The sequence below is a fragment of the Stenotrophomonas sp. GL_101 genome, assembly GCF_057835675.1.
Window position 1 is genome coordinate 856,311 of sequence record NZ_CM174432.1, and the last position, 22,246, is coordinate 878,556.

The 22,246-nt window shown below is 63.9% G+C and carries 13 protein-coding genes and 4 tRNA genes; 16 read left to right on the forward strand and 1 reads right to left on the reverse strand.

Annotation, left to right across the window (positions count from 1 at the left end):
• Positions 1-34: 34 nt before the first annotated feature.
• Positions 35-1,126, forward strand: a complete 1,092-nt coding sequence (gene ychF / locus AC3IR9_RS03850) for a redox-regulated ATPase YchF (RefSeq protein ID WP_489294162.1) — start codon at positions 35-37, stop codon at positions 1,124-1,126.
• A 1,519-nt stretch (positions 1,127-2,645) separates the two neighbouring features.
• Here the strand turns inward: ychF and AC3IR9_RS03855 are convergent.
• Positions 2,646-5,396, reverse strand: a complete 2,751-nt coding sequence (locus tag AC3IR9_RS03855) for a TonB-dependent receptor plug domain-containing protein (RefSeq protein ID WP_489294163.1) — start codon at positions 5,394-5,396, stop codon at positions 2,646-2,648.
• A gap of 184 nt (positions 5,397-5,580) precedes the next feature.
• On the opposite strand from AC3IR9_RS03855, the gene AC3IR9_RS03860 reads away from it, so the two are divergent.
• From AC3IR9_RS03860 to rpoC, 15 genes are all read left to right on the forward strand, one after another.
• Complete coding sequence (locus AC3IR9_RS03860; RefSeq protein ID WP_489294164.1) at positions 5,581-6,594, forward strand: cyanophycinase; 1,014 nt, start codon at positions 5,581-5,583, stop codon at positions 6,592-6,594.
• 97 nt (positions 6,595-6,691) lie between these two features.
• On the forward strand, positions 6,692-7,711 hold the full coding sequence (locus AC3IR9_RS03865; protein ID WP_489294165.1) for an isoaspartyl peptidase/L-asparaginase family protein: 1,020 nt from the start codon (positions 6,692-6,694) through the stop codon (positions 7,709-7,711).
• A 138-nt stretch (positions 7,712-7,849) separates the two neighbouring features.
• Positions 7,850-7,935, forward strand: a tRNA-Tyr gene (locus AC3IR9_RS03870).
• A 29-nt stretch (positions 7,936-7,964) separates the two neighbouring features.
• A tRNA-Gly gene (locus AC3IR9_RS03875) sits at positions 7,965-8,038 on the forward strand.
• A 47-nt stretch (positions 8,039-8,085) separates the two neighbouring features.
• A tRNA-Thr gene (locus tag AC3IR9_RS03880) sits at positions 8,086-8,161 on the forward strand.
• Between the two features lie 38 nt (positions 8,162-8,199).
• Positions 8,200-9,390: an elongation factor Tu gene (tuf, locus tag AC3IR9_RS03885; protein WP_489294168.1), complete on the forward strand. Its 1,191-nt coding sequence runs from the start codon at positions 8,200-8,202 to the stop codon at positions 9,388-9,390.
• A 101-nt stretch (positions 9,391-9,491) separates the two neighbouring features.
• Positions 9,492-9,567 (forward strand) — tRNA-Trp (locus tag AC3IR9_RS03890).
• A 43-nt stretch (positions 9,568-9,610) separates the two neighbouring features.
• Positions 9,611-10,018 (forward strand): preprotein translocase subunit SecE, encoded by a 408-nt coding sequence (gene secE / locus AC3IR9_RS03895; protein WP_489294171.1) that lies wholly within the window; start codon positions 9,611-9,613, stop codon positions 10,016-10,018.
• 10 nt (positions 10,019-10,028) lie between these two features.
• Positions 10,029-10,589 (forward strand): transcription termination/antitermination protein NusG, encoded by a 561-nt coding sequence (nusG, locus tag AC3IR9_RS03900; protein ID WP_019186115.1) that lies wholly within the window; start codon positions 10,029-10,031, stop codon positions 10,587-10,589.
• Between the two features lie 284 nt (positions 10,590-10,873).
• Positions 10,874-11,302, forward strand: coding sequence for a 50S ribosomal protein L11 (gene rplK / locus AC3IR9_RS03905; RefSeq protein ID WP_489294172.1), 429 nt, complete (start codon positions 10,874-10,876; stop codon positions 11,300-11,302).
• 4 nt (positions 11,303-11,306) lie between these two features.
• On the forward strand, positions 11,307-12,005 hold the full coding sequence (gene rplA, locus AC3IR9_RS03910) for a 50S ribosomal protein L1 (protein ID WP_489294173.1): 699 nt from the start codon (positions 11,307-11,309) through the stop codon (positions 12,003-12,005).
• A gap of 388 nt (positions 12,006-12,393) precedes the next feature.
• Positions 12,394-12,933, forward strand: coding sequence for a 50S ribosomal protein L10 (gene rplJ / locus AC3IR9_RS03915; protein ID WP_489294175.1), 540 nt, complete (start codon positions 12,394-12,396; stop codon positions 12,931-12,933).
• Between the two features lie 62 nt (positions 12,934-12,995).
• Complete coding sequence (rplL, locus tag AC3IR9_RS03920; protein ID WP_489294176.1) at positions 12,996-13,364, forward strand: 50S ribosomal protein L7/L12; 369 nt, start codon at positions 12,996-12,998, stop codon at positions 13,362-13,364.
• 317 nt (positions 13,365-13,681) lie between these two features.
• Positions 13,682-17,836: a DNA-directed RNA polymerase subunit beta gene (gene rpoB, locus AC3IR9_RS03925; protein WP_489294178.1), complete on the forward strand. Its 4,155-nt coding sequence runs from the start codon at positions 13,682-13,684 to the stop codon at positions 17,834-17,836.
• Positions 17,837-17,925: 89 nt separating this feature from the next.
• Positions 17,926-22,170, forward strand: coding sequence for a DNA-directed RNA polymerase subunit beta' (rpoC, locus tag AC3IR9_RS03930; protein ID WP_489294179.1), 4,245 nt, complete (start codon positions 17,926-17,928; stop codon positions 22,168-22,170).
• The last annotated feature ends 76 nt before the right edge of the window (positions 22,171-22,246 follow it).

Sequence of the window (22,246 nt, forward strand, 5' to 3'; positions counted from 1 at the left end):
TCCCCAATCACTTTCACCCCAGAGGTTGTCAAAGATGGGTATCAAATGCGGCATCGTCGGCCTGCCCAACGTCGGCAAGTCGACCCTGTTCAATGCGCTGACCAAGGCCGGCATCGCCGCGGCCAATTTCCCGTTCTGCACGATTGAACCGAACGTCGGCATCGTGCCGGTGCCGGACCCGCGTCTGAACGAACTGGCCGCGATCATCAACCCGCAGAAGGTCATCCCGACTGCAGTGGAGTTCGTGGACATTGCCGGCCTCGTGGCCGGCGCGGCCAGTGGTGAAGGCCTGGGCAACAAGTTCCTCGCCCACATCCGCGAGGTGGATGCGATCACCCATGTGGTGCGCTGCTTCGAGAACGCCGACGTCATCCACGTCAACAACAAGGTCGACCCGCTGTCGGATATCGACACCATCGACACCGAGCTGGCCCTGGCCGACCTGGACAGCGTCGAGAAGGCGCTCAACCGCGCCGAGCGCGCCGCCAAGGGCGGCGACAAGGACGCGGCGGCACGCAAGCCGGTGCTGGCCAAGCTGCAGGCTGCGCTGGCCGACGGCAAGGCCGGGCGTTCGGCCGGCCTGGACGAGGAAGAGCAGGCGCTGGTGCGCGACCTGTTCCTGCTCACCCTCAAGCCGGTGATGTACATCGCCAACGTGCTGGAAGACGGCTTCGAGAACAACCCGCACCTGGACGCCGTGCGCGCCCGCGCCGCCACCGAAGGTGCGCAGGTGGTGCCGGTCTCGGCGGCGATCGAAGAAGAGCTGTCGCAGCTGGACGACGAAGACCGGGATACCTTCCTGGCCGACCTCGGCCTGTCCGAGCCCGGCTTGAACCGCGTGATCTATGCCGCCTACCAGCTGCTGGGCCTGCAGACCTACTTCACCGCTGGCGTGAAGGAAGTGCGGGCCTGGACCGTGCGCAAGGGCGCTACCGCCCCGCAGGCCGCCGCGGTGATCCACACCGACTTCGAGAAGGGCTTCATCCGCGCTGAAACCATCGCCTATGACGACTTCATCAAGTACAAGGGCGAAGCCGGTGCCAAGGAAGCCGGTCGCCTGCGCCTGGAAGGCAAGGAATACCGCGTCCAGGAAGGCGACATCCTGCACTTCCGCTTCAACGTCTGAGTTCATCGCACGTTGATGCCCGCAGCGCCCCGCCTTGAGCGGGGCGTTTGCGTTCCGGGCTCCCATCGCGGCGCACTGGACAAAAAACAACCAGCTTTGAAAACGACTGGTGTGCATGGCTCCGCACCACTTGTCCACAACAAACCCCCACCGCTTTCCACGTACCGTGTGGAAAACACGTGCACCGGTAGTGTCGGCCGCTGGCCGACAACCTCGCGACTCCGCTCGCTGGCAGGGTGGACAATTTATGACCACCGTCGGGAACCCTTGCAGCGCATCGCTCACACAGGCTTGTCCACAGCAAACCCCCCTCGCTTTCCACGCATCGTGTGGAAAACCCCACACGTGCCTGGACAAAAAATCACCACGCCTTGAAACCCTTGCCGTGGTTGGCTTGCACCCACTTGTCCACACCAAACCCCCACGCCTCTCCACGTGGGGTGTGGAAAACATGCTGGCGGGTTTTCACGCACCGGCCGCCAAGGGGCCACGACGCTCGCGGCATGCCCAAGCGAAGACACCACCGCAACCACCAACCCGGAACCCCGGCGCAGCGCAGACGTTTTTGGTTTTTAGCGCACAGCGCCGGACGATGGTGGCAACAGCGTCACCACCAACGGTGGTGACCTACCTCCGCAGGGGAGTCGGCACCCACGGGCAGTAAACGCTGGCAACCCACGGCAAACATCGAAGCGCGCATCCGCATTCCGCAAGCCAAGGGCCCCCGACGCTCGCGGCATGCCCGAGCGAAGACACCACCGCAATCACCAACCCGGAACCCCGGCGCAGCGCAGACGTTTTTGGTTCTTAGCGCACAGCGCCGGACGATGGCGGCAACAGCGTCACCACCAACGGTGGTGACCTACCTCCGCAGGGGAACAGGCACCCACGGGCAGTAAGTGCTAGCAACCCACAGCAAACATCGAAGCGCGCATCCGCGTACCGCAAGCCGCGCCCCTTGGCGGCCGGCAGGTCCTTGGCAAAATAAAGGAGGAGGCCGGCGCCGCAGGCGTCGGCCGGGGGACATTTGCGAAAGGGCCTGCCGGCCGCCAAGGGGCCCGGACGCTCGCGGCATGCCCGAGCGAAGACACTGCAGCAACCACCAACCCGGAACCCCGGCGCAGCGCAGACGTTTTTGGTTCTTAGCGCACAGCGCCGGACGATGGTGGGAACAGCGTCACCACCAACGGTGGTGACCTACCTCCGCAGGGGAACTGGCACCCCACGGCAAATAACGGAGTACGCCTTTACATTCCGCAAGCCGAGCCCCTTGGCGGCCGGCAGGTCCTTGGCAAAATAAAGGAGGAGGCCGGCGCCGCAGGCGTCGGCCGGGGGACATTTGCGAAAGGGCCTGCCGGCCGCCAAGGGGCCCGGACGCTCACGTCATAGCCAGGCGAAGGCCCCCGCAAGCTGCTGTCGCCCGGTGGGTGAACCTCTCCCCAAACATGGGAGAAGAACCAAAAAAAAGACGGAGGCAATGCCTCCGTCTTTTCGTCCGCATCCGCTGCAACCGCGCCGCTTACAGCGCCGTACCACCAAACTTGTGCGTGTACTGCAGGTTCACCGTACGGCCCACCGTATCGAACCACGACACGTCGTAGTACGGGTAGGACGTATACGTCACATCCTTCGGCGGCATCTTGTTGCCTACGTTCACCACCGACAGCGACAGGCGCGAATGGTCGTCGAAGCGATACTGCACCGACACGTTGTACCGGTACGTCGCGCCGATCCACGGACTGTCGCCGCTCTCCGGATCAAAACTCTCGTCATAGCTGTCGTAGGTCGGCAGCTTGCCCAGCCGCGACCCATACAGCGTGGCCGACCATGCTGCGTTTTCCCAGGTGATGCTGGCGCTGGTCTTGGTGCGCGGAATGTCGAACCCGCTGTTTACCGCGAACTTGTCCTCCACCACGTCACCGTCGAACTGCTGGAAATCGTGCGTCTTCACCCAGGTGTGGTTGCCGCTCAGGATGAAATCGCCGAGCCCGGTGCTCAGCCGATAACGCAGCCCCACATCGATGCCCTGGGTGGTTTCGCGCGCGATGTTGATTGGGCTGACGTGCACCCCATACAAGCGGCCGTCGCTGGTACGGGTGACGCGGCTGATCGCATCCACGCAGGTCGGCGAACTGGCATCGGCGCTGCCCAGGCGGCAGGTCGCCTCATCGCGCAGGATGCTGCCCACGTCCATGTCCTGCACCTGGTCGCGCATGTCGATGTCGAACCAGTCCACCGACAGGTCCAGCCCGATCGCCGGCGACCACACCAGTCCGGCGCTCCACGACGTGCTGGTTTCCGGGTCCAGCTTGCGGTTGCCTTCGCGGGTGCGGATCAGGTTCTCTTCGTAGTCCGAGCAGTCCTCGGCCTGGTCCAGCTGGCAGTTGTAGTAGTCGTTGTTGCTGGTCTCATCGTTGCCCGGCCCGGCATACACGTAGTGCAGGTCCGGCGCGCGGAACGCGGTGCCGTACGAGCCGCGCACCAGCAGCGTGTCGATCGGGCGCCATTCGATGCCGCCGCTCCAGGTCGCCTTGCCGATCGTATTGCCCGAATACCGGTACTGGTCGAAGCGGCCGGCCACGCTCACATTGAGCGTGTCGTGCAGCGGCAGGCGCAGCTCGGCGGCGGTGGCCCAGCGGTTGCGGCTGCCGTGCCCGTCCGAGTCCTTCCAGCTGTAGTAGTAGTACTGGGTGGCCAGCGGATCGGGATTGAGCGCGTAGGACTGGTTGCCGAACTCGGCGGTGGCGGCGAAACCGGCCTTGCCGCCGGGCAGCTCGAACAGCTCGCCGTTGGTCAGGGTCAATGCGGCGGTGTCGGTGCGCGATTTGGGCGTGTAGGTGGTCCTGGCGGCAATCGAGTCGTACTCGCCACGGCTCAGCGGCCGGTACAGGCGCGCCGGGTCGGCGTTGAAGATCGGGAACACGTTGTCGTCGTCATCGGTGTACTCACCCAACTGCTCGCCCAGCAACAGCGCGTTGGCCTTGGAGGCGATGATCTGCGGCCAGCGGATCGATGACTGGTACTGCGAATGGCTCAGCGAGGCTTCGTAATCCCAGTTCGCCCCGAGGCTGCCCTTGAAACCGGTGGTGACGCTGAAGGTCTTCTGGGTGCTGCGGATCATGCCGTTGCGCAGCCCGCCCATTTCTTCGGGCGAGAACTGGCGCTGCCAGAACTCCACCTGGTCGGTGGCCTGGTTGTAGAAGTAGCCGTCTTCGTTGCCGTCGGCCGCCATGCGGCCCCACTGGGTGACGTCGCGCATCAACGCGATGTCGTGGTACCCCATCTGCACATCGGCGAACCACGCCGCGCCGTTGTCGAAGGCATAGTTCAGCGACGCATAGCCGTTCGCCCCGCGACGCTTGCTGAGCATCGTGCCGTAGCCGATGGATTTGTCGCTGCCGCAGTAGAAGCCGTAGCGCGGGCGCTCGGCGTACTGGGTACTGCCGCGGTTCTGCCCAGCCAGCGCATCGCAGGTGGCCTGGCCCGGGTCGAGGTAATCGTCGTTGTAGTCGGTGCGCAGGTACGCGCGGCGCGGGATGCGCGCGCTGTCGGTCGGCGCGTCCAGGGTCGAATCCTGCTGGCTGCGCTGATAGGCCCACAGGGGCGTCTGCGACTGCAGTTCGACGCTGTACACCGCGCTGAAGCGGCCGGCATCGACGCCGCTGGCCAGGCTGATGTCGAACGACTCGCCGCCACCTTCGGTGGTGGTTCCCATGCGGACATCGACGGTGGTGCCGTCCACGCGCTTTTTCAGGATGAAGTTGACCACCCCGGCGATGGCATCGGAGCCGTAGATCGCCGAGGCGCTGCCGGTCAGCACTTCAATCCGCTCGATCATCCCGAGGGGAATGTTGGAGACGTTGGTGAAGTTGCTGCGGCCCTGGAAGGGCATCGGGAAGTCGGCGATACGGCGGCCGTTGACCAGTACCAGGGTGTGGTTCGGGCCCAGCCCGCGCAGGTCGACCTGCTGCGCGCCCGGCGAGAAGTCGGCGCCGCTGGCCGACTGCTGGCTCTGGGTTTCACCCCCGTTCTGGGTCATCGAGCGCAGCACGTCCGGCACGCTGGTGAAGCCGCTGGCCTGGATCTGCTCGGCCGTGATCACCGTCACCGGTGCCGGGCCTTCCACCTGTGCCCGCGGAATGCGCGAGCCGGTGACCTGCACCGTGTCCAGCTGTTGTACCCCGGGAGCCGCTGGGGCCTGTGCGCCCGCAGTTGCGGCCACACCCATCAACGCCAGCTGGATCGACCACGCCATCGCCTGTTTACGCATGAGAATTCTCGAGAAGATAAGTCGGCCTCAGGGGAGGCCCGGCCCCCATTCACTTTTCGCGAATGGACGGCGCGCATTTAACGCCTTTTTTACGGGGTTGACCACTGGCAATTTCTCTGGCAAAGAGTGAAAGCGCTTACACCCGGTTTTTGTTCAGTTTTCCATCCGATTCAGGAGGCAAAACATGGGTCGCCGATCACGTCGCGTCGCCTGGATCCTTGCCGTGCTGTTGGCCGGCGGGGCATTGACCGCGCAGGCCCAGGCCGGGGCCGGCCTGCAGCACGCCGGCTACCGTTATTACGACGTCGGCGATCTGGATACCGCGCCGGCCGCCCATACCGAGCCGGCGATGATGCTGATGGGCGGCGGCGAATGGGTACCCGAGGCGTTCCACTGGTGGCTGCAGAAGGCCGGGCACGGGCGGGTGGTGATCCTGCGCGCCTCCGGCGGCGACGACCTGCAGCAGCGCCTGTACCGCGACATCGGCGGCGCGGCCTCGGTGCAGACGCTGGTGTTCGACCACCGCCGTGCCGCCGACGACCCGGCGGTGTTGCGGGTGGTGGCCGCGGCCGATGCCATCTTCATCGCCGGCGGCGACCAGTCGCGCTACATCCGGTTCTGGAAGGGCACCGCCTTGAACGAGGCGCTCAATGCCCACGTCCGTGCCGGCCGCCCGATCGCCGGCACCAGCGCGGGCTTGGCCATCCTCGGCGGCTACAGCTACGGGGCACTGGACGGTGGCAGCCTCACCTCCGCCCGCGCGTTGCACGATCCGATGGGCAGTGGGGTGACATTGGACAGTGACTTCCTGACCCTGCCGTACCTGTCCAACGTGGTCACCGACACCCATTTCGGCAAGCGCGACCGCCTCGGGCGCCTGATCGTGTTCGTGGCCCGTGCGGCCCGCCAGAGCGGGCGCGAGGACATGGTCGGCATCGGCGTGGACGAAGACACCGCGCTGTGCATCGAGGCCGATGGTCGCGGCCGGGTGTTCAGCAGGGACGGGGGCTATGCCTGGCTGGTGATGCCCCGGCATACCGCCGAGCGCCTGCGCGAGGGCGAGCCGCTGGACTTCCATGCAGTTCCGGTGACCGGAGTAGGCAGTGGCAGCCGGCTGCACCTGGAGGGTTTCCAGGTGGAGGATGCGGCCTTCCAGATGACCGCCGACATCCGCGGCGGCAGCCTGGAGCTCAGGTAGCTCACGCGCGTGGGGCATGGGGCAGGGCGATGTCACCCTACCCACGGCGCGCTGCCGTCGCCATGATGGGGGTCCGCCCCATCAGAGTGCGTTGCCCATGTCCCGTTCAAGCACGTTGCTGCTCTCGCTGTGTCTGTCGATCCCGCTGGCTGCCAGTGGCGCTGCGGCCGAGCCGGTACTGGTCATCCACGGCGGCGCCGGGGTGGAGCGCAAGGACCTCTCACCGGCCGAAGAAAAGGCTGCCCGCGCCGCGCTGCGCCAGGCCCTGCTTGCCGGCCATCAGGCCTTGGCTGCCGGCAAGCCGGCGCTGGAGGCGGTCACCGCCGCCATCACCGTGCTGGAGGACGATCCCACCTTCAATGCCGGCAAGGGGGCTGTGTTCACCCACGACGGGCGCAATGAACTGGATGCATCGCTGATGGATGGCGCCACGCTCAAGGCTGGTGCGGTGGCCGGGGTGCAGCGGGTGCGCAATCCAATCCTGCTGGCCGAGGCGGTGATGCAGCACTCGCCACACGTGATGATGGTCGGGCAGGGCGCCGAAGCCTTCGCTGCCAGCCAGGGCGTGACCCTGGTGGACCCGGCGTACTTCCGCACCGACAAGCGCTGGCAACAACTGCAAAGGGCGCTCAAGGAAGAGGCCAGTGGCCAGGCCCATGCCGATCTGGAGACCGCCCGCCACTTCGGTACCGTCGGGGCGGTCGCGCTGGACGCGCAGGGCCACCTCGCGGCCGGCACCTCCACCGGTGGCATGACCAACAAGCGTTATGGCCGGGTCGGCGACTCCCCGATCATCGGTGCCGGCACCTATGCCAACGCCACCTGTGCGGTGTCCGGAACCGGCTGGGGCGAGTACTACATCCGCACCGCGGCCGCGCATGACATCTGTGCGCGCATGGAATACCTCAAGCAGGGTCCGGTGGACGCCGGCCGTGCGGTCATCAACGAGCGCATTCCGGCATTGGGTGGCGACGGCGGTGCGATCGTGCTGTCCGCGGACGGTCGCGCCGCCACGCCGTTCAACACCCAGGGCATGTACCGCGGCTGGATCGGCGTGGAGGGCGTGCCGCACGTGGCGATCTTCGCCGACGAAGCCCTGCCGCTTCCCGGCCAGTAACCTGTCCTGGCGGGGCGATTGCCGGCTCATGTGAAAAAGTTGAAAAAGAGTGTTGACAGAACCCGCATTCACCCCCAAAATTCACGGCTCTTCCACCCCATACCGAAAACGCTTCGGCGCCAAGGAACAGGGTGGTAAGGAGGGATACCCAAGCGGCCAACGGGGGCAGACTGTAAATCTGCTGGCTTACGCCTTCGGTGGTTCGAATCCACCTCCCTCCACCAGTTTCAATGTTGTGGCAAAAGCTTCCGATGCGGGAGTAGTTCAATGGTAGAACCTCAGCCTTCCAAGCTGATGGTGCGGGTTCGATCCCCGTCTCCCGCTCCATTGAATGAGTTTGATTGTATTCAAATTCATGCCATAATAGAAAACTCGCTCACGTAGCTCAGTCGGTAGAGCACCTCCTTGGTAAGGAGGAGGTCGAAGGTTCGATTCCTTTCGTGAGCACCATCTAGTGCACCAATCCAGACGATTCGAGATAAGCAGCCATGGCCAAGGGTAAGTTCGAGCGCACCAAGCCGCACGTCAATGTCGGCACCATCGGTCACGTCGACCACGGCAAGACCACGCTGACCGCCGCACTGACCAAGCTCGGTGCCGAGCGCTTCGGTGGCGAGTTCAAGGATTATTCCGCGATCGACGCCGCGCCGGAAGAAAAGGCTCGTGGCATCACGATCTCGACCGCACACGTCGAATACGAATCCGCGAACCGTCATTACGCCCACGTCGATTGCCCGGGCCATGCTGACTACGTCAAGAACATGATCACCGGTGCTGCGCAGATGGACGGCGCGATCCTGGTCTGTTCGGCGGCTGACGGCCCGATGCCGCAGACCCGCGAGCACATCCTGCTGTCGCGTCAGGTTGGCGTGCCGTACATCGTTGTCTTCCTGAACAAGGCTGACATGGTGGACGACGCCGAGCTGCTCGAGCTGGTGGAGATGGAAGTCCGCGAACTGCTGAGCAAGTACGACTTCCCGGGCGATGACACCCCGATCATCTCCGGTTCGGCCCGTCTGGCGCTGGAAGGCGATCAGAGCGACATCGGCGTGCCGGCCGTGATGAAGCTGGTCGAGGCGCTGGACACCTGGATCCCGACTCCGGAACGCGACGTGGACAAGGCATTCCTGATGCCGGTCGAAGACGTGTTCTCGATTTCCGGTCGCGGCACCGTGGTGACCGGTCGTATCGAGCGCGGCATCATCAAGGTCGGCGAAGAAATCGAAATCGTCGGTATCCGTCCGGTCCAGAAGACCACCGTGACCGGCGTGGAAATGTTCCGCAAGCTGCTCGACCAGGGTCAGGCAGGCGACAACGCCGGTCTGCTGCTGCGCGGCACCAAGCGTGACGACGTCGAGCGTGGCCAGGTTCTGGCCAAGCCGGGTTCGATCAAGCCGCACACCCAGTTCGACGCCGAAGTCTACGTCCTGTCCAAGGATGAAGGCGGCCGCCACACCCCGTTCTTCAAGGGCTACCGCCCGCAGTTCTACTTCCGTACCACCGATATCACCGGTGCGGTCGAACTGCCGGAAGGCGTGGAAATGGTCATGCCGGGCGACAACGTCAAGATGGTCGTCACCCTGATCAATCCGGTGGCAATGGATGAAGGCCTGCGTTTCGCCATTCGTGAAGGCGGTCGTACCGTCGGCGCCGGCGTGGTCTCCAAGATCCTGCTGTAATTTCGCACCACCCGGCGGTTTCACAGCTGCCGGTCTCGCGAATGGCGGGCCGGGAACCTCGGTCCGCCTTCGCCGTCTAAGGGAAGGCAGTTTTTTTCAGTACGCCAGTAGCTCAATTGGCAGAGCAGCGGTCTCCAAAACCGCAGGTTGGGGGTTCGAGTCCCTCCTGGCGTGCCACTTCTCCCTTCCAGCGGCCATGCCGCCTCAGTAGCCGAGCCGGATGAACAGCAAGATCGAGCATTCCAAAGACAACACCTCCAAGGGAGGTGATATCGTCAAGTACGCCGCCGCAGCCATTCTGGTGCTGGCGGGTCTTTTTGCTTGGTATTGGTTCGGAACCCCTGAGCATACCTCCCAGAATGCATGGGCCGGTCCGCTGCGCGGTCTGGCCGTTGTCGTTGGCCTGGTGGCCGGCGTTGGCGTGTTCATGTTGACCGGCAAGGGTCGCGACACGCGTGAATTCCTTTCCGAGTCTCGTTTCGAGCTGCGCAAGGTTGTCTGGCCGACCCGTCAGGAAGCCATCCGCATGACCTGGGTGGTGATCGTGGTTGTGATCATCCTCAGCCTGCTGCTGGGCGGATTTGACTTCGTGATTCAGAAAGCGACCCAGTGGTTCCTGGGTCGATAAGGAGAAACCAGTGAAGCGTTGGTACGTCGTTCACGCCTATTCGGGCTTCGAAAAGTCGGTTGCGCAGGCTCTGCGCGATCGCATCGTGCGTGACGAGATGCAGGAGCGCTTCGGTGATGTCCTGGTCCCGACCGAGGAAGTGGTCGAAATGCGCGCAGGTCAAAAGCGCCGTTCCGAACGCAAGTTCTTCCCGGGTTACGTGCTGGTCCAGATCGAGACCCACGAAGAAAACGGCATTCCGCGCATCGACAACGAAAGCTGGCACCTGGTGAAGGATACGTCCAAGGTGATGGGCTTCATCGGCGGCACCGCCGACCGTCCGTTGCCGATCCGCGACGAAGAGGCTGCTGCCATCCTGGACCGTGTTCAGGAAGGTGTTGAAAAGCCGCGTCCGAAGGTGCTGTTCGAGCCGGGCCAGATGGTCCGCGTCACCGAAGGCCCGTTCAACGACTTCAATGGCGTGGTCGAAGAAGTCAACTACGAGAAGAGCCGTCTGCGCGTCTCGGTGCTGATCTTCGGTCGTGCCACCCCGGTCGAACTCGAGTTCGGCCAGGTCGAAAAGGCCGTCTGATCGTCTCGCCGGGCAATGCCCGGCGGAGAAATCGTAGCGCCGGGCTCTGCCCGGCCATGCATCATGCCCCAGCGGGGCAGAGCCCCGCTTTACGGCCTGCCTGTTCAGGCAGGTGGGCGAAAATCTGATATGATGCGCGGCTTCCTGCCAGGAAGCTGGCAAAAGCAAGGGCCGCCGCGAGGTGGCCTTCTGCGTGAATTCAAAACGCGATGCCGGGACGCGTGATTCCCGGTCCGATGGGGAGCCTGTTGTCGTAAGGCGCTTGCACCCGGAGAGATACTCACATGGCAAAGAAAGTTGTCGGTTATATCAAGCTGCAGGTCAAGGCCGGTCAGGCCAACCCCTCGCCGCCGGTCGGTCCTGCGCTGGGTCAGCGCGGCCTGAACATCATGGAATTCTGCAAGGCCTTCAATGCTGCAACGCAGAAGCATGAGCAGGGTCTGCCGGTGCCGGTGATCATCACGGCCTATTCGGACCGTACGTTCACCTTCATCACCAAGAGCACCCCGGCTGCGGTGCTGCTCAAGAAGGCTGCTGGCATCTCCTCGGGCTCCAAGCGCCCGAACACCGACAAGGTGGGCAAGGTGACCCGTAAGCAGCTGGAAGAGATCGCCAAGACCAAGGAAGCCGACCTGACGGCCGCCGACCTGGACGCCGCGGTGCGCACGATTGCCGGTTCTGCCCGTTCCATGGGCCTCGTGGTGGAGGGTTAAGAAGATGGCACAGACCAAGCGTGAGAAGGCCATCAAGGCCGCCGTCGTCCCGGGTAAGGCATATGCCTTCGAGGACGCAATCAAGATCCTGAAGACCGCTACCAAGGCCAAGTTCGTCGAGTCCTTCGACGTCGCTGTGCGCCTGGGCGTGGACGCCAAGAAGTCCGACCAGCAGGTGCGCGGTTCCACCGTGCTGCCGTCGGGTACCGGCAAGAGCGTGCGCGTTGCCGTGTTCGCCCCGGCCGGTGCCAAGGCTGACGAAGCCCTGGCCGCTGGCGCCGAAGCCGTTGGCATGGAAGACCTGGCCGAGAAGATGCAGGCCGGCGATCTGAACTACGACGTCGTCATCGCCACCCCGGACGCCATGCGCGTCGTGGGTAAGCTGGGCACCGTGCTCGGCCCGCGCGGCCTGATGCCGAACCCGAAGGTCGGCACCGTGTCGGCCAACCCGGGTGAAGCGGTCAAGAATGCCAAGTCGGGCCAGGTGCGTTACCGCACCGACAAGGCCGGCATCATCCATTGCACCATCGGCAAGGCCGACTTCGCCGAAGACGCGCTGAAGTTGAACCTGCAGGCGCTGCTGATGGACCTGATCAAGGCCAAGCCGGCAACCTCCAAGGGCCTGTACCTGCAGAAGGTGTCGGTCAGCTCGACGATGGGCCCGGGCGTCACCGTCGATCCGTCGTCGCTGACCCTGAAGTAATTGTTTGACGCCGGTGCCAGGCCCAGGCTTGGCACTGGCGAATTTTGAAGGCAATCCGAGTGGGGCCCGCCCTGCGGAGATAGCCGTCAAAGACCGCAGGCGCGGTCAGTACATACCGGCGACGGGCAGGGATGCTCGCATTGGCAAGGAGTCGCCGCCGGCGCAGTACCGATCGCTTAATCGATTCCCCCGGGAATCACCCTGCGTAGATGGTGCCCTTCTGGAGTTTTTCTGGTTCACGCACGTCTGGGTTTTTCCCAGGTTGGCCATCCAGGTCTAGAACGGCCCACCCTTGGAACATCACCTGATGTTCCCGGCGTCCAGGACGGATGCCGCCCAGGACCGCACACGGCAGGAGCCGTAAGCGGAGTTCAATTGGAGGAGTGCAATGGCTCTCAATCTGTCCCAGAAGCAAGAAGTAGTCGCGGAGCTGGCAGAAGTCGCCGGTAAGGCACACTCCTTGATCGCAGCCGAATACGCTGGCACCACGGTCTCCCAGATGACCGCGATGCGCAAGCAGGCACGCGAAACCGGCGTTTTCTTGAAAGTTGTCAAGAACACGCTGGCGGCACGTGCAGTGGAAGGCACCGAATACGAATGCGCCAAAGACGCCCTCGTCGGTCCCCTGCTGTACGCGTTCTCGCTTGAGGAGCCCGGCGCAGCCGGTCGCCTGATCAAGGATTTTGCCAAGACCAACGACAAGCTGCAGGCGAAAGTCGTGGCCATCGGCGGGGAACTGTTCCCGGCTGGCCATGTCAACGTCCTCGCCTCGCTGCCGACCCGTGATCAGGCCCTGGCCATGCTGGCCCGCGTCCTGGCCGAGCCGGCCACGATGTTTGCCCGCGCCGTCAAGGCCGTGGCCGACAAGCAGGGTGGTGGCGATGAAGCCCCCGCCGACGCTGCCGAGCCGGTCGCCGAGACCGCCTGAGTCGACGTTTCCGTGGTTCCTGACGGAACCTCAACCCAGAAAATTATCCAAAGGTAATCAAAATGTCCCTTACCAACGAACAGATCGTCGACGCAATCGCCGAGAAGTCCCTGATGGAAGTGATGGAGCTGGTCAAGGCCATCGAAGAGAAGTTCGGCGTCTCCGCCGCTGCTCCGGTTGCTGCTGCTGGCCCGGCCGGCCCGGCTGCCGTTGTTGAAGAGCAGACCGAGTTCGACGTCATCCTGAAGTCGGCTGGCGAGAAGAAGGTCGAAGTCATCAAGGCTGTCCGCGCCATCACCGGCCTGGGCCTGAAGGAAGCGAAGGACCTGGCAGAAGCTGGCGGCATGATCAAGGAAGCCGCTTCGAAGGACGACGCTGCCAAGTTCAAGAAGGACCTGGAAGCTGCTGGCGCGACTGTCGAAGTCAAGTAAGCAGATCCTTGCCTCGCCATCGAATCACGGCGATGCAGCCAAGGCTGGGGGCGTAAGCCCCCGGCCTTTGGTCGTTGTTGCGCGGTCGGTTCGACGCGCGCGTAAAGCCGACCGGTGGTCGGCTGGCCTTGATCGATTTGCGTAGAGCCGACCGTTGGTCGGCTGACCTTACCGGCCCCAAGCCGGCAAGTTGGTAGTTGGAAGTAGCAAGAGAAGGCGTGCTGGTGCCGGCAATACCAGCGACTTCCAACTGACAATTTTCATGTTCCCTTCGGGCCGCGCCTGCACGGCGGCCCGCACAGCCAAGGTGAGACCCCATGACGCAATATTCGTTCACCGAAAAAAAGCGTATCCGCAAGGATTTCGGCAAGCAGCGCTCGATCCTCGAAGTGCCGTTCCTGCTGGCCATCCAGGTGGATTCCTATCGCGAATTCCTGCAGGAAAACATTGATCCGGCCAAGCGCCGTGATCTGGGCCTGCACGCCGCCCTGAAGTCGGTGTTCCCGATTGCCAGCTACAGCGGCAACGCTGCGCTGGAATACGTCGGTTACAAGCTGGGCGACCCGGTCTTCGACGAGCGCGAATGCCGCCAGCGCGGCATGAGCTACGGCGCGCCGCTGCGCGTGACCGTGCGCCTGGTGATCTACGACCGCGAGTCGTCGACCAAGGCCATCAAGTACGTGAAGGAGCAGGAGGTCTATCTCGGCGAAATCCCGCTGATGACCGACAACGGCACCTTCATCGTCAACGGTACCGAGCGCGTCATCGTGTCGCAGCTGCACCGTTCGCCGGGCGTGTTCTTCGACCACGACCGTGGCAAGACCCACAGCTCGGGCAAGCTGCTGTACAGCGCCCGCATCATTCCCTACCGCGGCTCCTGGCTGGACTTCGAGTTCGACCCGAAGGACGCGCTGTTCACCCGTATCGATCGTCGCCGCAAGCTGCCGGTGTCGATCCTGCTGCGTGCGCTGGGCTACAGCAATGAAGAAATGCTGGCCGAGTTCTTCGAGATCAACACCTTCCACATCAATCCTGATGAGGGCGTGCAGCTCGAACTGGTTGCCGAGCGCCTGCGCGGCGAGACCCTGAACTTCGACCTGGCCGACGGCGACAAGGTCATCGTCGAAGCTGGCAAGCGCATCACCGCGCGCCACGTCAAGCAGCTGGAAGCCTCGGGCATTGCCGCCCTGGCCGTGCCGGACGATTACATCGTCGGCCGCATCCTGTCGCACGACGTCGTCGACGCCAACACCGGTGAACTGCTGGCCCAGGCCAACGACGAAATCACCGACGAGCAGCTGCAGGCCTTCCGCAAGGCCGGCGTGGATGCCGTGGGCACCCTGTGGGTGAACGATCTGGATCGTGGCCCGTACCTGTCCAACACCCTGCGCATCGATCCGACCAAGACCCAGCTGGAAGCCCTGGTCGAAATCTACCGCATGATGCGTCCGGGCGAGCCGCCGACCAAGGATGCCGCGCAGAACCTGTTCCACAACCTGTTCTTCACCTTCGAGCGCTACGACCTGTCCACGGTCGGCCGCATGAAGTTCAACCGTCGTGTCGGTCGCAAGGCTGTCACCGGCGAAGCCGTGCTGTACGACCGCAAGTATTTCGGCGAGCGCAACGACGAAGAGTCCAAGCGCCTGGTCAACGAGCTGGGCGACAGCTCGGACATCCTGGAAGTGATCAAGGTCCTGACCGAGATCCGCAACGGTCGCGGCGTGGTCGATGACATCGATCACCTGGGCAACCGTCGCGTGCGTTCGGTCGGTGAAATGGCCGAGAACGTGTTCCGCGTGGGCCTGGTCCGCGTCGAGCGCGCGGTCAAGGAGCGCCTGTCGATGGCCGAGTCCGAAGGCCTGACCCCGCAGGAACTGATCAATGCCAAGCCGGTCGCCGCTGCCATCAAGGAGTTCTTCGGCTCCTCGCAGCTGTCCCAGTTCATGGATCAGAACAACCCGCTGTCCGAAGTCACCCACAAGCGTCGCGTCTCGGCCCTGGGCCCGGGCGGCCTGACCCGTGAGCGTGCCGGCTTCGAAGTGCGCGACGTCCATCCGACCCATTACGGCCGCGTCTGCACCATCGAAACCCCGGAAGGCCCCAACATCGGCCTGATCAACTCGCTGGCCGTGTACGCCCGCACCAACCAGTACGGTTTCCTTGAAACCCCGTACCGCAAGGTCGCCGACGGCAAGGTCTCCGACGAGATCGAGTTCCTCTCGGCCATCGAAGAAAACGAGTACGTCATCGCCCAGGCCAACGCCCTGACCGATGCCAAGAGCGTGCTCACCGAGCAGTTCGTGCCGTGCCGTTTCCAGGGTGAATCGCTGCTCAAGCCGCCGGCGGAAGTCCACTTCATGGACGTCTCGCCGATGCAGACCGTGTCGATCGCCGCCGCGCTGGTTCCGTTCCTGGAACACGATGACGCCAACCGTGCACTGATGGGCGCCAACATGCAGCGCCAGGCCGTGCCGACCCTGCGTGCGCAGAAGCCGCTGGTGGGTACCGGTATCGAACGCGCCGTGGCCCGTGACTCGGGTGTGACCGTGAACGCCCGTCGTGGCGGTGACATCGTGCAGATCGACGCTGGCCGCATCGTGGTCAAGGTCAACGAAGCGGAGATCACCGACGCCACCGACGCCGGCGTGGATATCTACAACCTGATCAAGTACACCCGTTCCAACCAGAACACCTGCATCAACCAGCGTCCGCTGGTGGAAGTGGGTGACGTGGTGGCGCGTGGCGACGTGCTGGCTGACGGCCCGTCCACCGACATCGGCGAACTGGCCCTGGGCCAGAACATGCTGATCGCCTTCATGCCGTGGAACGGCTACAACTTCGAAGACTCCATCCTGCTTTCCGAGCGCGTGGTGGAAGAGGATCGTTACACCACGATCCACATCGAAGAACTGACCTGCGTTGCGCGTGACACCAAGCTGGGGCCGGAGGAAATTTCCGCCGATATCCCCAACGTGTCCGAGCAGGCGCTGAACCGTCTGGACGAATCGGGCGTGGTGTACATCGGTGCCGAAGTGCGCGCCGGCGACATCATGGTCGGCAAGGTCACCCCGAAGGGCGAAAGCCAGCTGACCCCGGAAGAGAAGCTGCTCCGCGCGATCTTCGGTGAGAAGGCTTCGGACGTGAAGGATAGCTCGCTGCGCGTGCCGCCGGGCATGGACGGCACTGTCATCGACGTGCAGGTCTTCACCCGCGACGGCATCGAGAAGGACAAGCGTGCCCGTCAGATCGAAGAGTCTGAAATCAAGCGCGTCAAGAAGGACTTCGACGACCAGTTCCGCATCCTGGAAGCGGCCATCTACGCACGTCTGCGTTCGCAGATCGTGGGCAAGGTCGCCAATGGTGGTGCCAACCTGAAGAAGGGCGACGTCATCTCCGACGCGTACCTGGACGGCCTGAAGAAGGCTGACTGGTTCGTGCTGCGGATGAAGGACGACGACGCCTCCGAAGCCATCGAGCGCGCGCAGAAGCAGATCCAGGCGCACGAGAAGGAATTCGAGCGTCGCTTCGCCGACAAGCGCGGCAAGATCACCGCGGGCGATGACCTCGCCCCGGGCGTGCTGAAGATGGTCAAGGTGTTCCTGGCCGTGAAGCGCCGCATCCAGCCGGGCGACAAGATGGCCGGCCGCCACGGCAACAAGGGTGTGGTCTCCAACGTGGTGCCGGTCGAGGACATGCCGTACATGGCCTCGGGCGAAACCGTGGACATCGTGCTGAACCCGCTGGGCGTACCGTCGCGTATGAACATCGGCCAGATCCTGGAAGTGCATCTGGGCTGGGCCGCCAAGGGCCTGGGCCGCAAGATCCAGGGCATGCTCGAGGCCCAGGCCGCGATCAGCGACCTGCGCAAGTTCCTGGACGATGTCTACAACCACGACAAGACCCAGCACGCCAACCACGTCGACCTGACCCAGTTCAGCGACGAGGAACTGCTGCGCCTGGCCGACAACCTGACCGACGGCGTGCCGATGGCCACCCCGGTGTTCGACGGTGCCACCGAAGCCGAGATCAAGCACATGCTTGCCCTGGCCGACCTGCCGCTGAGCGGCCAGACCCAGCTGTTTGACGGCCGCACCGGTGAGGCATTCGATCGCCACACCACCGTGGGCTACATGCACTACCTGAAGCTGAACCACCTGGTCGACGACAAGATGCACGCCCGTTCGACCGGCCCGTACTCGCTCGTTACCCAGCAGCCGCTGGGCGGCAAGGCGCAGTTCGGTGGCCAGCGCTTCGGTGAAATGGAAGTCTGGGCGCTGGAAGCCTACGGCGCGGCCTACACCCTGCAGGAAATGCTGACGGTGAAGTCCGATGACGTGCAGGGCCGCAACCAGATGTACAAGAACATCGTCGACGGTGAGCACGAGATGGTCGCGGGCATGCCGGAATCCTTCAACGTTCTGGTGAAGGAAATCCGCTCGCTGGCCATCAACATGGAACTGGAAGACAGCTGATGGTGCAGGCGCGGCTGCCCCGGCAGCCGCGCCGCCCGTTCGTGTGTTGACAGCCCATCGACAAGATTTCCTCCTTTCGGAGAAACACCATGAAAGACTTGCTCAACCTCTTCAACCAGCCGCGACAGACGCTGGACTTCGACGCGATCAAGATCGCGCTGGCCTCGCCGGACCTGATCCGTTCGTGGTCCTTCGGCGAAGTGAAGAAGCCGGAAACCATCAACTACCGTACCTTCAAGCCGGAGCGTGACGGCCTGTTCTGCGCCGCCATCTTCGGACCGGTCAAGGACTACGAGTGCCTGTGCGGCAAGTACAAGCGCATGAAGCACCGCGGTGTCGTGTGCGAAAAGTGCGGCACCGAAGTCACCCTGGCCAAGGTGCGCCGCGAGCGCATGGGCCACATCGACCTGGCCTCGCCGGTCGCGCACATCTGGTTCCTCAAGTCGCTGCCGTCGCGCATCGGCCTGATGCTGGACATGACCCTGCGTGACATCGAGCGCGTGCTGTACTTCGAAGCCTACGTGGTGACCGAGCCGGGCCTGACCGTCCTGGAACGCCGCCAGCTGCTGACCGAAGAACAGTACCTGCAGGCCCGCCAGGAACATGGTGACGACTTCGATGCCGCCATGGGCGCCGAGGCCGTGTACGAACTGCTGCGCACCATCGACCTGCAGTCGGAGATGGTCCGCCTGCGCGAAGAAATCGCCAGCACCGGTTCGGAAACCAAGCTCAAGCGCCTCACCAAGCGCATCAAGCTGGTCGAAGCCTTCCTCGAGTCGGGCAACCGTCCGGAGTGGATGGTCATGACCGTGCTGCCGGTGCTGCCGCCGGACCTGCGTCCGCTGGTGCCGCTGGACGGTGGCCGCTTTGCGACCTCCGACCTGAACGACCTGTACCGCCGGGTCATCAACCGCAACAACCGCCTGCGCCGCCTGCTTGAGCTGAACGCGCCGGACATCATCGTGCGCAATGAAAAGCGCATGCTGCAGGAATCGGTCGATGCGCTGCTGGACAACGGCCGTCGCGGCCGTGCCATCACCGGTACCAACAAGCGCCCGCTGAAGTCGCTGGCCGACATGATCAAGGGCAAGCAGGGCCGGTTCCGTCAGAACCTGCTGGGCAAGCGCGTGGACTACTCGGGCCGTTCGGTCATCGTGGTCGGTCCGTACCTGCGCCTGCACCAGTGCGGCCTGCCCAAGAAGATGGCGCTGGAACTGTTCAAGCCGTTCGTGTTCGCCAAGCTGCAGCGTCGTGGCCTGGCCACCACCATCAAGGCCGCCAAGAAGCTGGTCGAGCGCGAAGAAGCTGAAGTCTGGGACATCCTGGAAGAGGTCATCCGCGAACATCCGGTGATGCTGAACCGTGCGCCGACCCTGCACCGTCTGGGCATCCAGGCGTTCGAGCCGGTGCTGATCGAAGGCAAGGCCATCCAGCTGCACCCGCTGGTCTGCACCGCGTTCAACGCCGACTTCGACGGTGACCAGATGGCCGTCCACGTACCGCTCTCGCTGGAAGCCCAGCTGGAAGCGCGTGCGCTGATGATGTCCACCAACAACATCCTGTCGCCGGCCAACGGCGAGCCGATCATCGTGCCCTCGCAGGACGTCGTGCTGGGTCTGTACTACATGACCCGCTCGCTGGTGAACAAGAAGGGCGAGGGCATGGCCTTCGCCAACATCGCCGAAGTGAAGCGTGCCTATGACAACCGCGTGGTGGAACTGCACGCACGCGTCAAGGTCCGCATCACCGAAGTGGTGACCGACGAGGACGGCAACAAGCAGAACAAGACCTCGATCGTGGAGACCACGATCGGTCGCGCCCTGCTGGCTGAAATCCTGCCGGAAGGCCTGCCGTTCGCGCTGGCCAACACCGAGCTGACCAAGAAGAACATCAGCCGCCTGATCAACTCCAGCTACCGCCAGCTGGGCTTGAAGGACACGGTCGTGTTCGCCGACAAGCTGATGTACACCGGCTTCGCCTACGCGACCCGCGCCGGCGTCTCCATCGGCATCGACGACATGCTGATCCCCGATGAGAAGAAGGGCATCCTCACCGAGGCCGAAGCCGAAGTGCTGGAAATCCAGGAGCAGTACCAGTCGGGCCTGGTCACCGCCGGCGAGCGCTACAACAAGGTGGTCGACATCTGGTCGCGTACCAATGAACGCATCGCCAAGGCGATGATGGACACCATTGGTACCGAGAAGGTGGTCAACGCCGAGGGCGAGACCATCGACCAGAAGTCGATGAACTCGCTGTACATCATGGCCGACTCCGGTGCGCGTGGTTCGCAGGCGCAGATCCGCCAGCTGGCCGGTATGCGTGGCCTGATGGCCCGTCCCGATGGCTCGATCATCGAGACGCCCATCAAGGCCAACTTCCGTGAAGGCCTGAACGTGCAGGAGTACTTCAACTCCACCCACGGTGCCCGTAAGGGTCTGGCCGATACCGCGTTGAAGACGGCGAACTCGGGTTACCTGACCCGTCGCCTGGTCGACGTGGCGCAGGACGTGGTCATCACCGAGGTGGATTGCGGTACCACCGAAGGCCTGACCATGACCCCGATCGTGGAAGGCGGCGACGTCGTGGAGCCGTTGAAGGACCGCGTGCTGGGTCGTGTGGTGGCCGAGGACGTGTTCCTGCCGGGCAACGACGAAGATCCGATCGTGACCCGCAACACGCTGCTGGACGAGGCCTGGGTGGCCAAGCTGGAAGACGCCAGCGTGCAGTCGGTGAAGGTCCGTTCGACCATCTCCTGCGCCTCGCCCTTCGGCGTGTGCGCGCATTGCTACGGCCGCGATCTGGCTCGTGGCCACATCGTCAACATCGGTGAAGCGGTCGGCGTCATCGCCGCACAGTCGATCGGTGAGCCGGGTACCCAGCTGACCATGCGTACGTTCCACATCGGTGGTGCGGCATCGCGTGCGGCAGCGGTAGACAGCATCACCGTCAAGACCACCGGTACGGTCAAGTTCACCAACCTCAAGTCGGTTGAACACGCCAGCGGTTCGCTGGTGGCGGTGTCGCGTTCGGGCGAAATCTCGGTGCTCGATGCCCATGGTCGTGAGCGCGAGCGTTACAAGCTGCCCTACGGTGCCACCATCACCTCCAAGGATTCCGACTCCGTCAAGGCTGGCCAGACCGTGGCCAACTGGGATCCCCATAACCACTCGATCGTGTCCGAAGTGGCTGGTTTCATCCGCTTCATCGACTTCATCGACGGCGTCACCGTCATCGAGAAGACCGACGAACTGACCGGCCTGGCATCGCGTGAAATCACCGATCCCAAGCGTCGTGGTTCGCAGGCCAAGGACCTCCGTCCGATCGTGCGTATCGTGGATGCCAAGGGCAATGACCTGACCATCCCCAACACCGATCTGCCGGCCCAGTACCTGCTGCCGCCGCGCTCCATCGTCAACCTGCAGGACGGCGCCGCCGTCGGCGTGGGCGACGTGGTCGCCAAGATCCCGCAGGAAGCGTCCAAGACCCGCGACATCACCGGTGGTCTGCCGCGCGTGGCCGATCTGTTCGAAGCCCGCAAGCCGAAGGACCCGGCGATCCTGGCCGAGCGTTCGGGCATCATCAGCTTCGGCAAGGACACCAAGGGCAAGCAGCGCCTGATCATCAAGGACACTGATGGTTCCGAACACGAAGAGCTGATCCCGAAGTACCGTCAGGTGATCGTGTTCGAAGGCGAGCACGTGACCAAGGGCGAAACCATCGTGGACGGCGAGCCGAGCCCGCAGGACATCCTGCGTCTGCTGGGTGTCGAACCGCTGGCCGCTTACCTGGTCAAGGAAATCCAGGACGTGTACCGCCTGCAGGGCGTGAAGATCAACGACAAGCACATTGAAGTGATCACCCGCCAGATGCTGCGCAAGGTCGAGATCACCGACCAGGGCAGCAGCAAGTTCCTCAATGGCGAGCAGGCCGAGCGCCAGCGCGTGATCGAGGAAAATGCACGCCTGAATGCCCGCAACGAACTGATCGCGCGTTTCGATCCGGTCCTGCTGGGTATCACCAAGGCGTCGCTGGCCACTGAATCGTTCATCTCGGCGGCCTCCTTCCAGGAAACCACCCGCGTGCTGACCGAGGCTGCCGTCCGCGGCACCAAGGACAACCTGCGCGGCCTGAAGGAAAACGTCATCGTCGGCCGTCTGATCCCGGCCGGTACCGGTCTGTCCTACCACGCCAACCGCCGCCGCAACGCGAGCGGGCTGACCGATTCGGAAATGCAGACCCTGGCCGGTACCCAGGCAGCTGCAGCCCCGGTCGTGGCCGTGGTGGCAGCGGAAGTGGCGGTGGAATCCACCGACGCCGAGCAGGCCGAGGATTGATTCACCACGCCGGCTCCGGCCGGTAGGTCCCGACCGTTGGTCGGGACATGCAGGTAGGCCCCGGCCGCTGGCCGGG

Coding starts and splice junctions, on each gene's coding strand:
- ychF (WP_489294162.1), top strand. CDS start 35: ATGGGTATCAAATGCGGCATCGTCGGCCTGCCCAACGTCGGCAAGTCG.
- AC3IR9_RS03855 (WP_489294163.1), bottom strand. CDS start 5,396: ATGCGTAAACAGGCGATGGCGTGGTCGATCCAGCTGGCGTTGATGGGT.
- AC3IR9_RS03860 (WP_489294164.1), top strand. CDS start 5,581: ATGGGTCGCCGATCACGTCGCGTCGCCTGGATCCTTGCCGTGCTGTTG.
- AC3IR9_RS03865 (WP_489294165.1), top strand. CDS start 6,692: ATGTCCCGTTCAAGCACGTTGCTGCTCTCGCTGTGTCTGTCGATCCCG.
- tuf (WP_489294168.1), top strand. CDS start 8,200: ATGGCCAAGGGTAAGTTCGAGCGCACCAAGCCGCACGTCAATGTCGGC.
- secE (WP_489294171.1), top strand. CDS start 9,611: ATGAACAGCAAGATCGAGCATTCCAAAGACAACACCTCCAAGGGAGGT.
- rplK (WP_489294172.1), top strand. CDS start 10,874: ATGGCAAAGAAAGTTGTCGGTTATATCAAGCTGCAGGTCAAGGCCGGT.
- rplA (WP_489294173.1), top strand. CDS start 11,307: ATGGCACAGACCAAGCGTGAGAAGGCCATCAAGGCCGCCGTCGTCCCG.
- rplJ (WP_489294175.1), top strand. CDS start 12,394: ATGGCTCTCAATCTGTCCCAGAAGCAAGAAGTAGTCGCGGAGCTGGCA.
- rplL (WP_489294176.1), top strand. CDS start 12,996: ATGTCCCTTACCAACGAACAGATCGTCGACGCAATCGCCGAGAAGTCC.
- rpoB (WP_489294178.1), top strand. CDS start 13,682: ATGACGCAATATTCGTTCACCGAAAAAAAGCGTATCCGCAAGGATTTC.
- rpoC (WP_489294179.1), top strand. CDS start 17,926: ATGAAAGACTTGCTCAACCTCTTCAACCAGCCGCGACAGACGCTGGAC.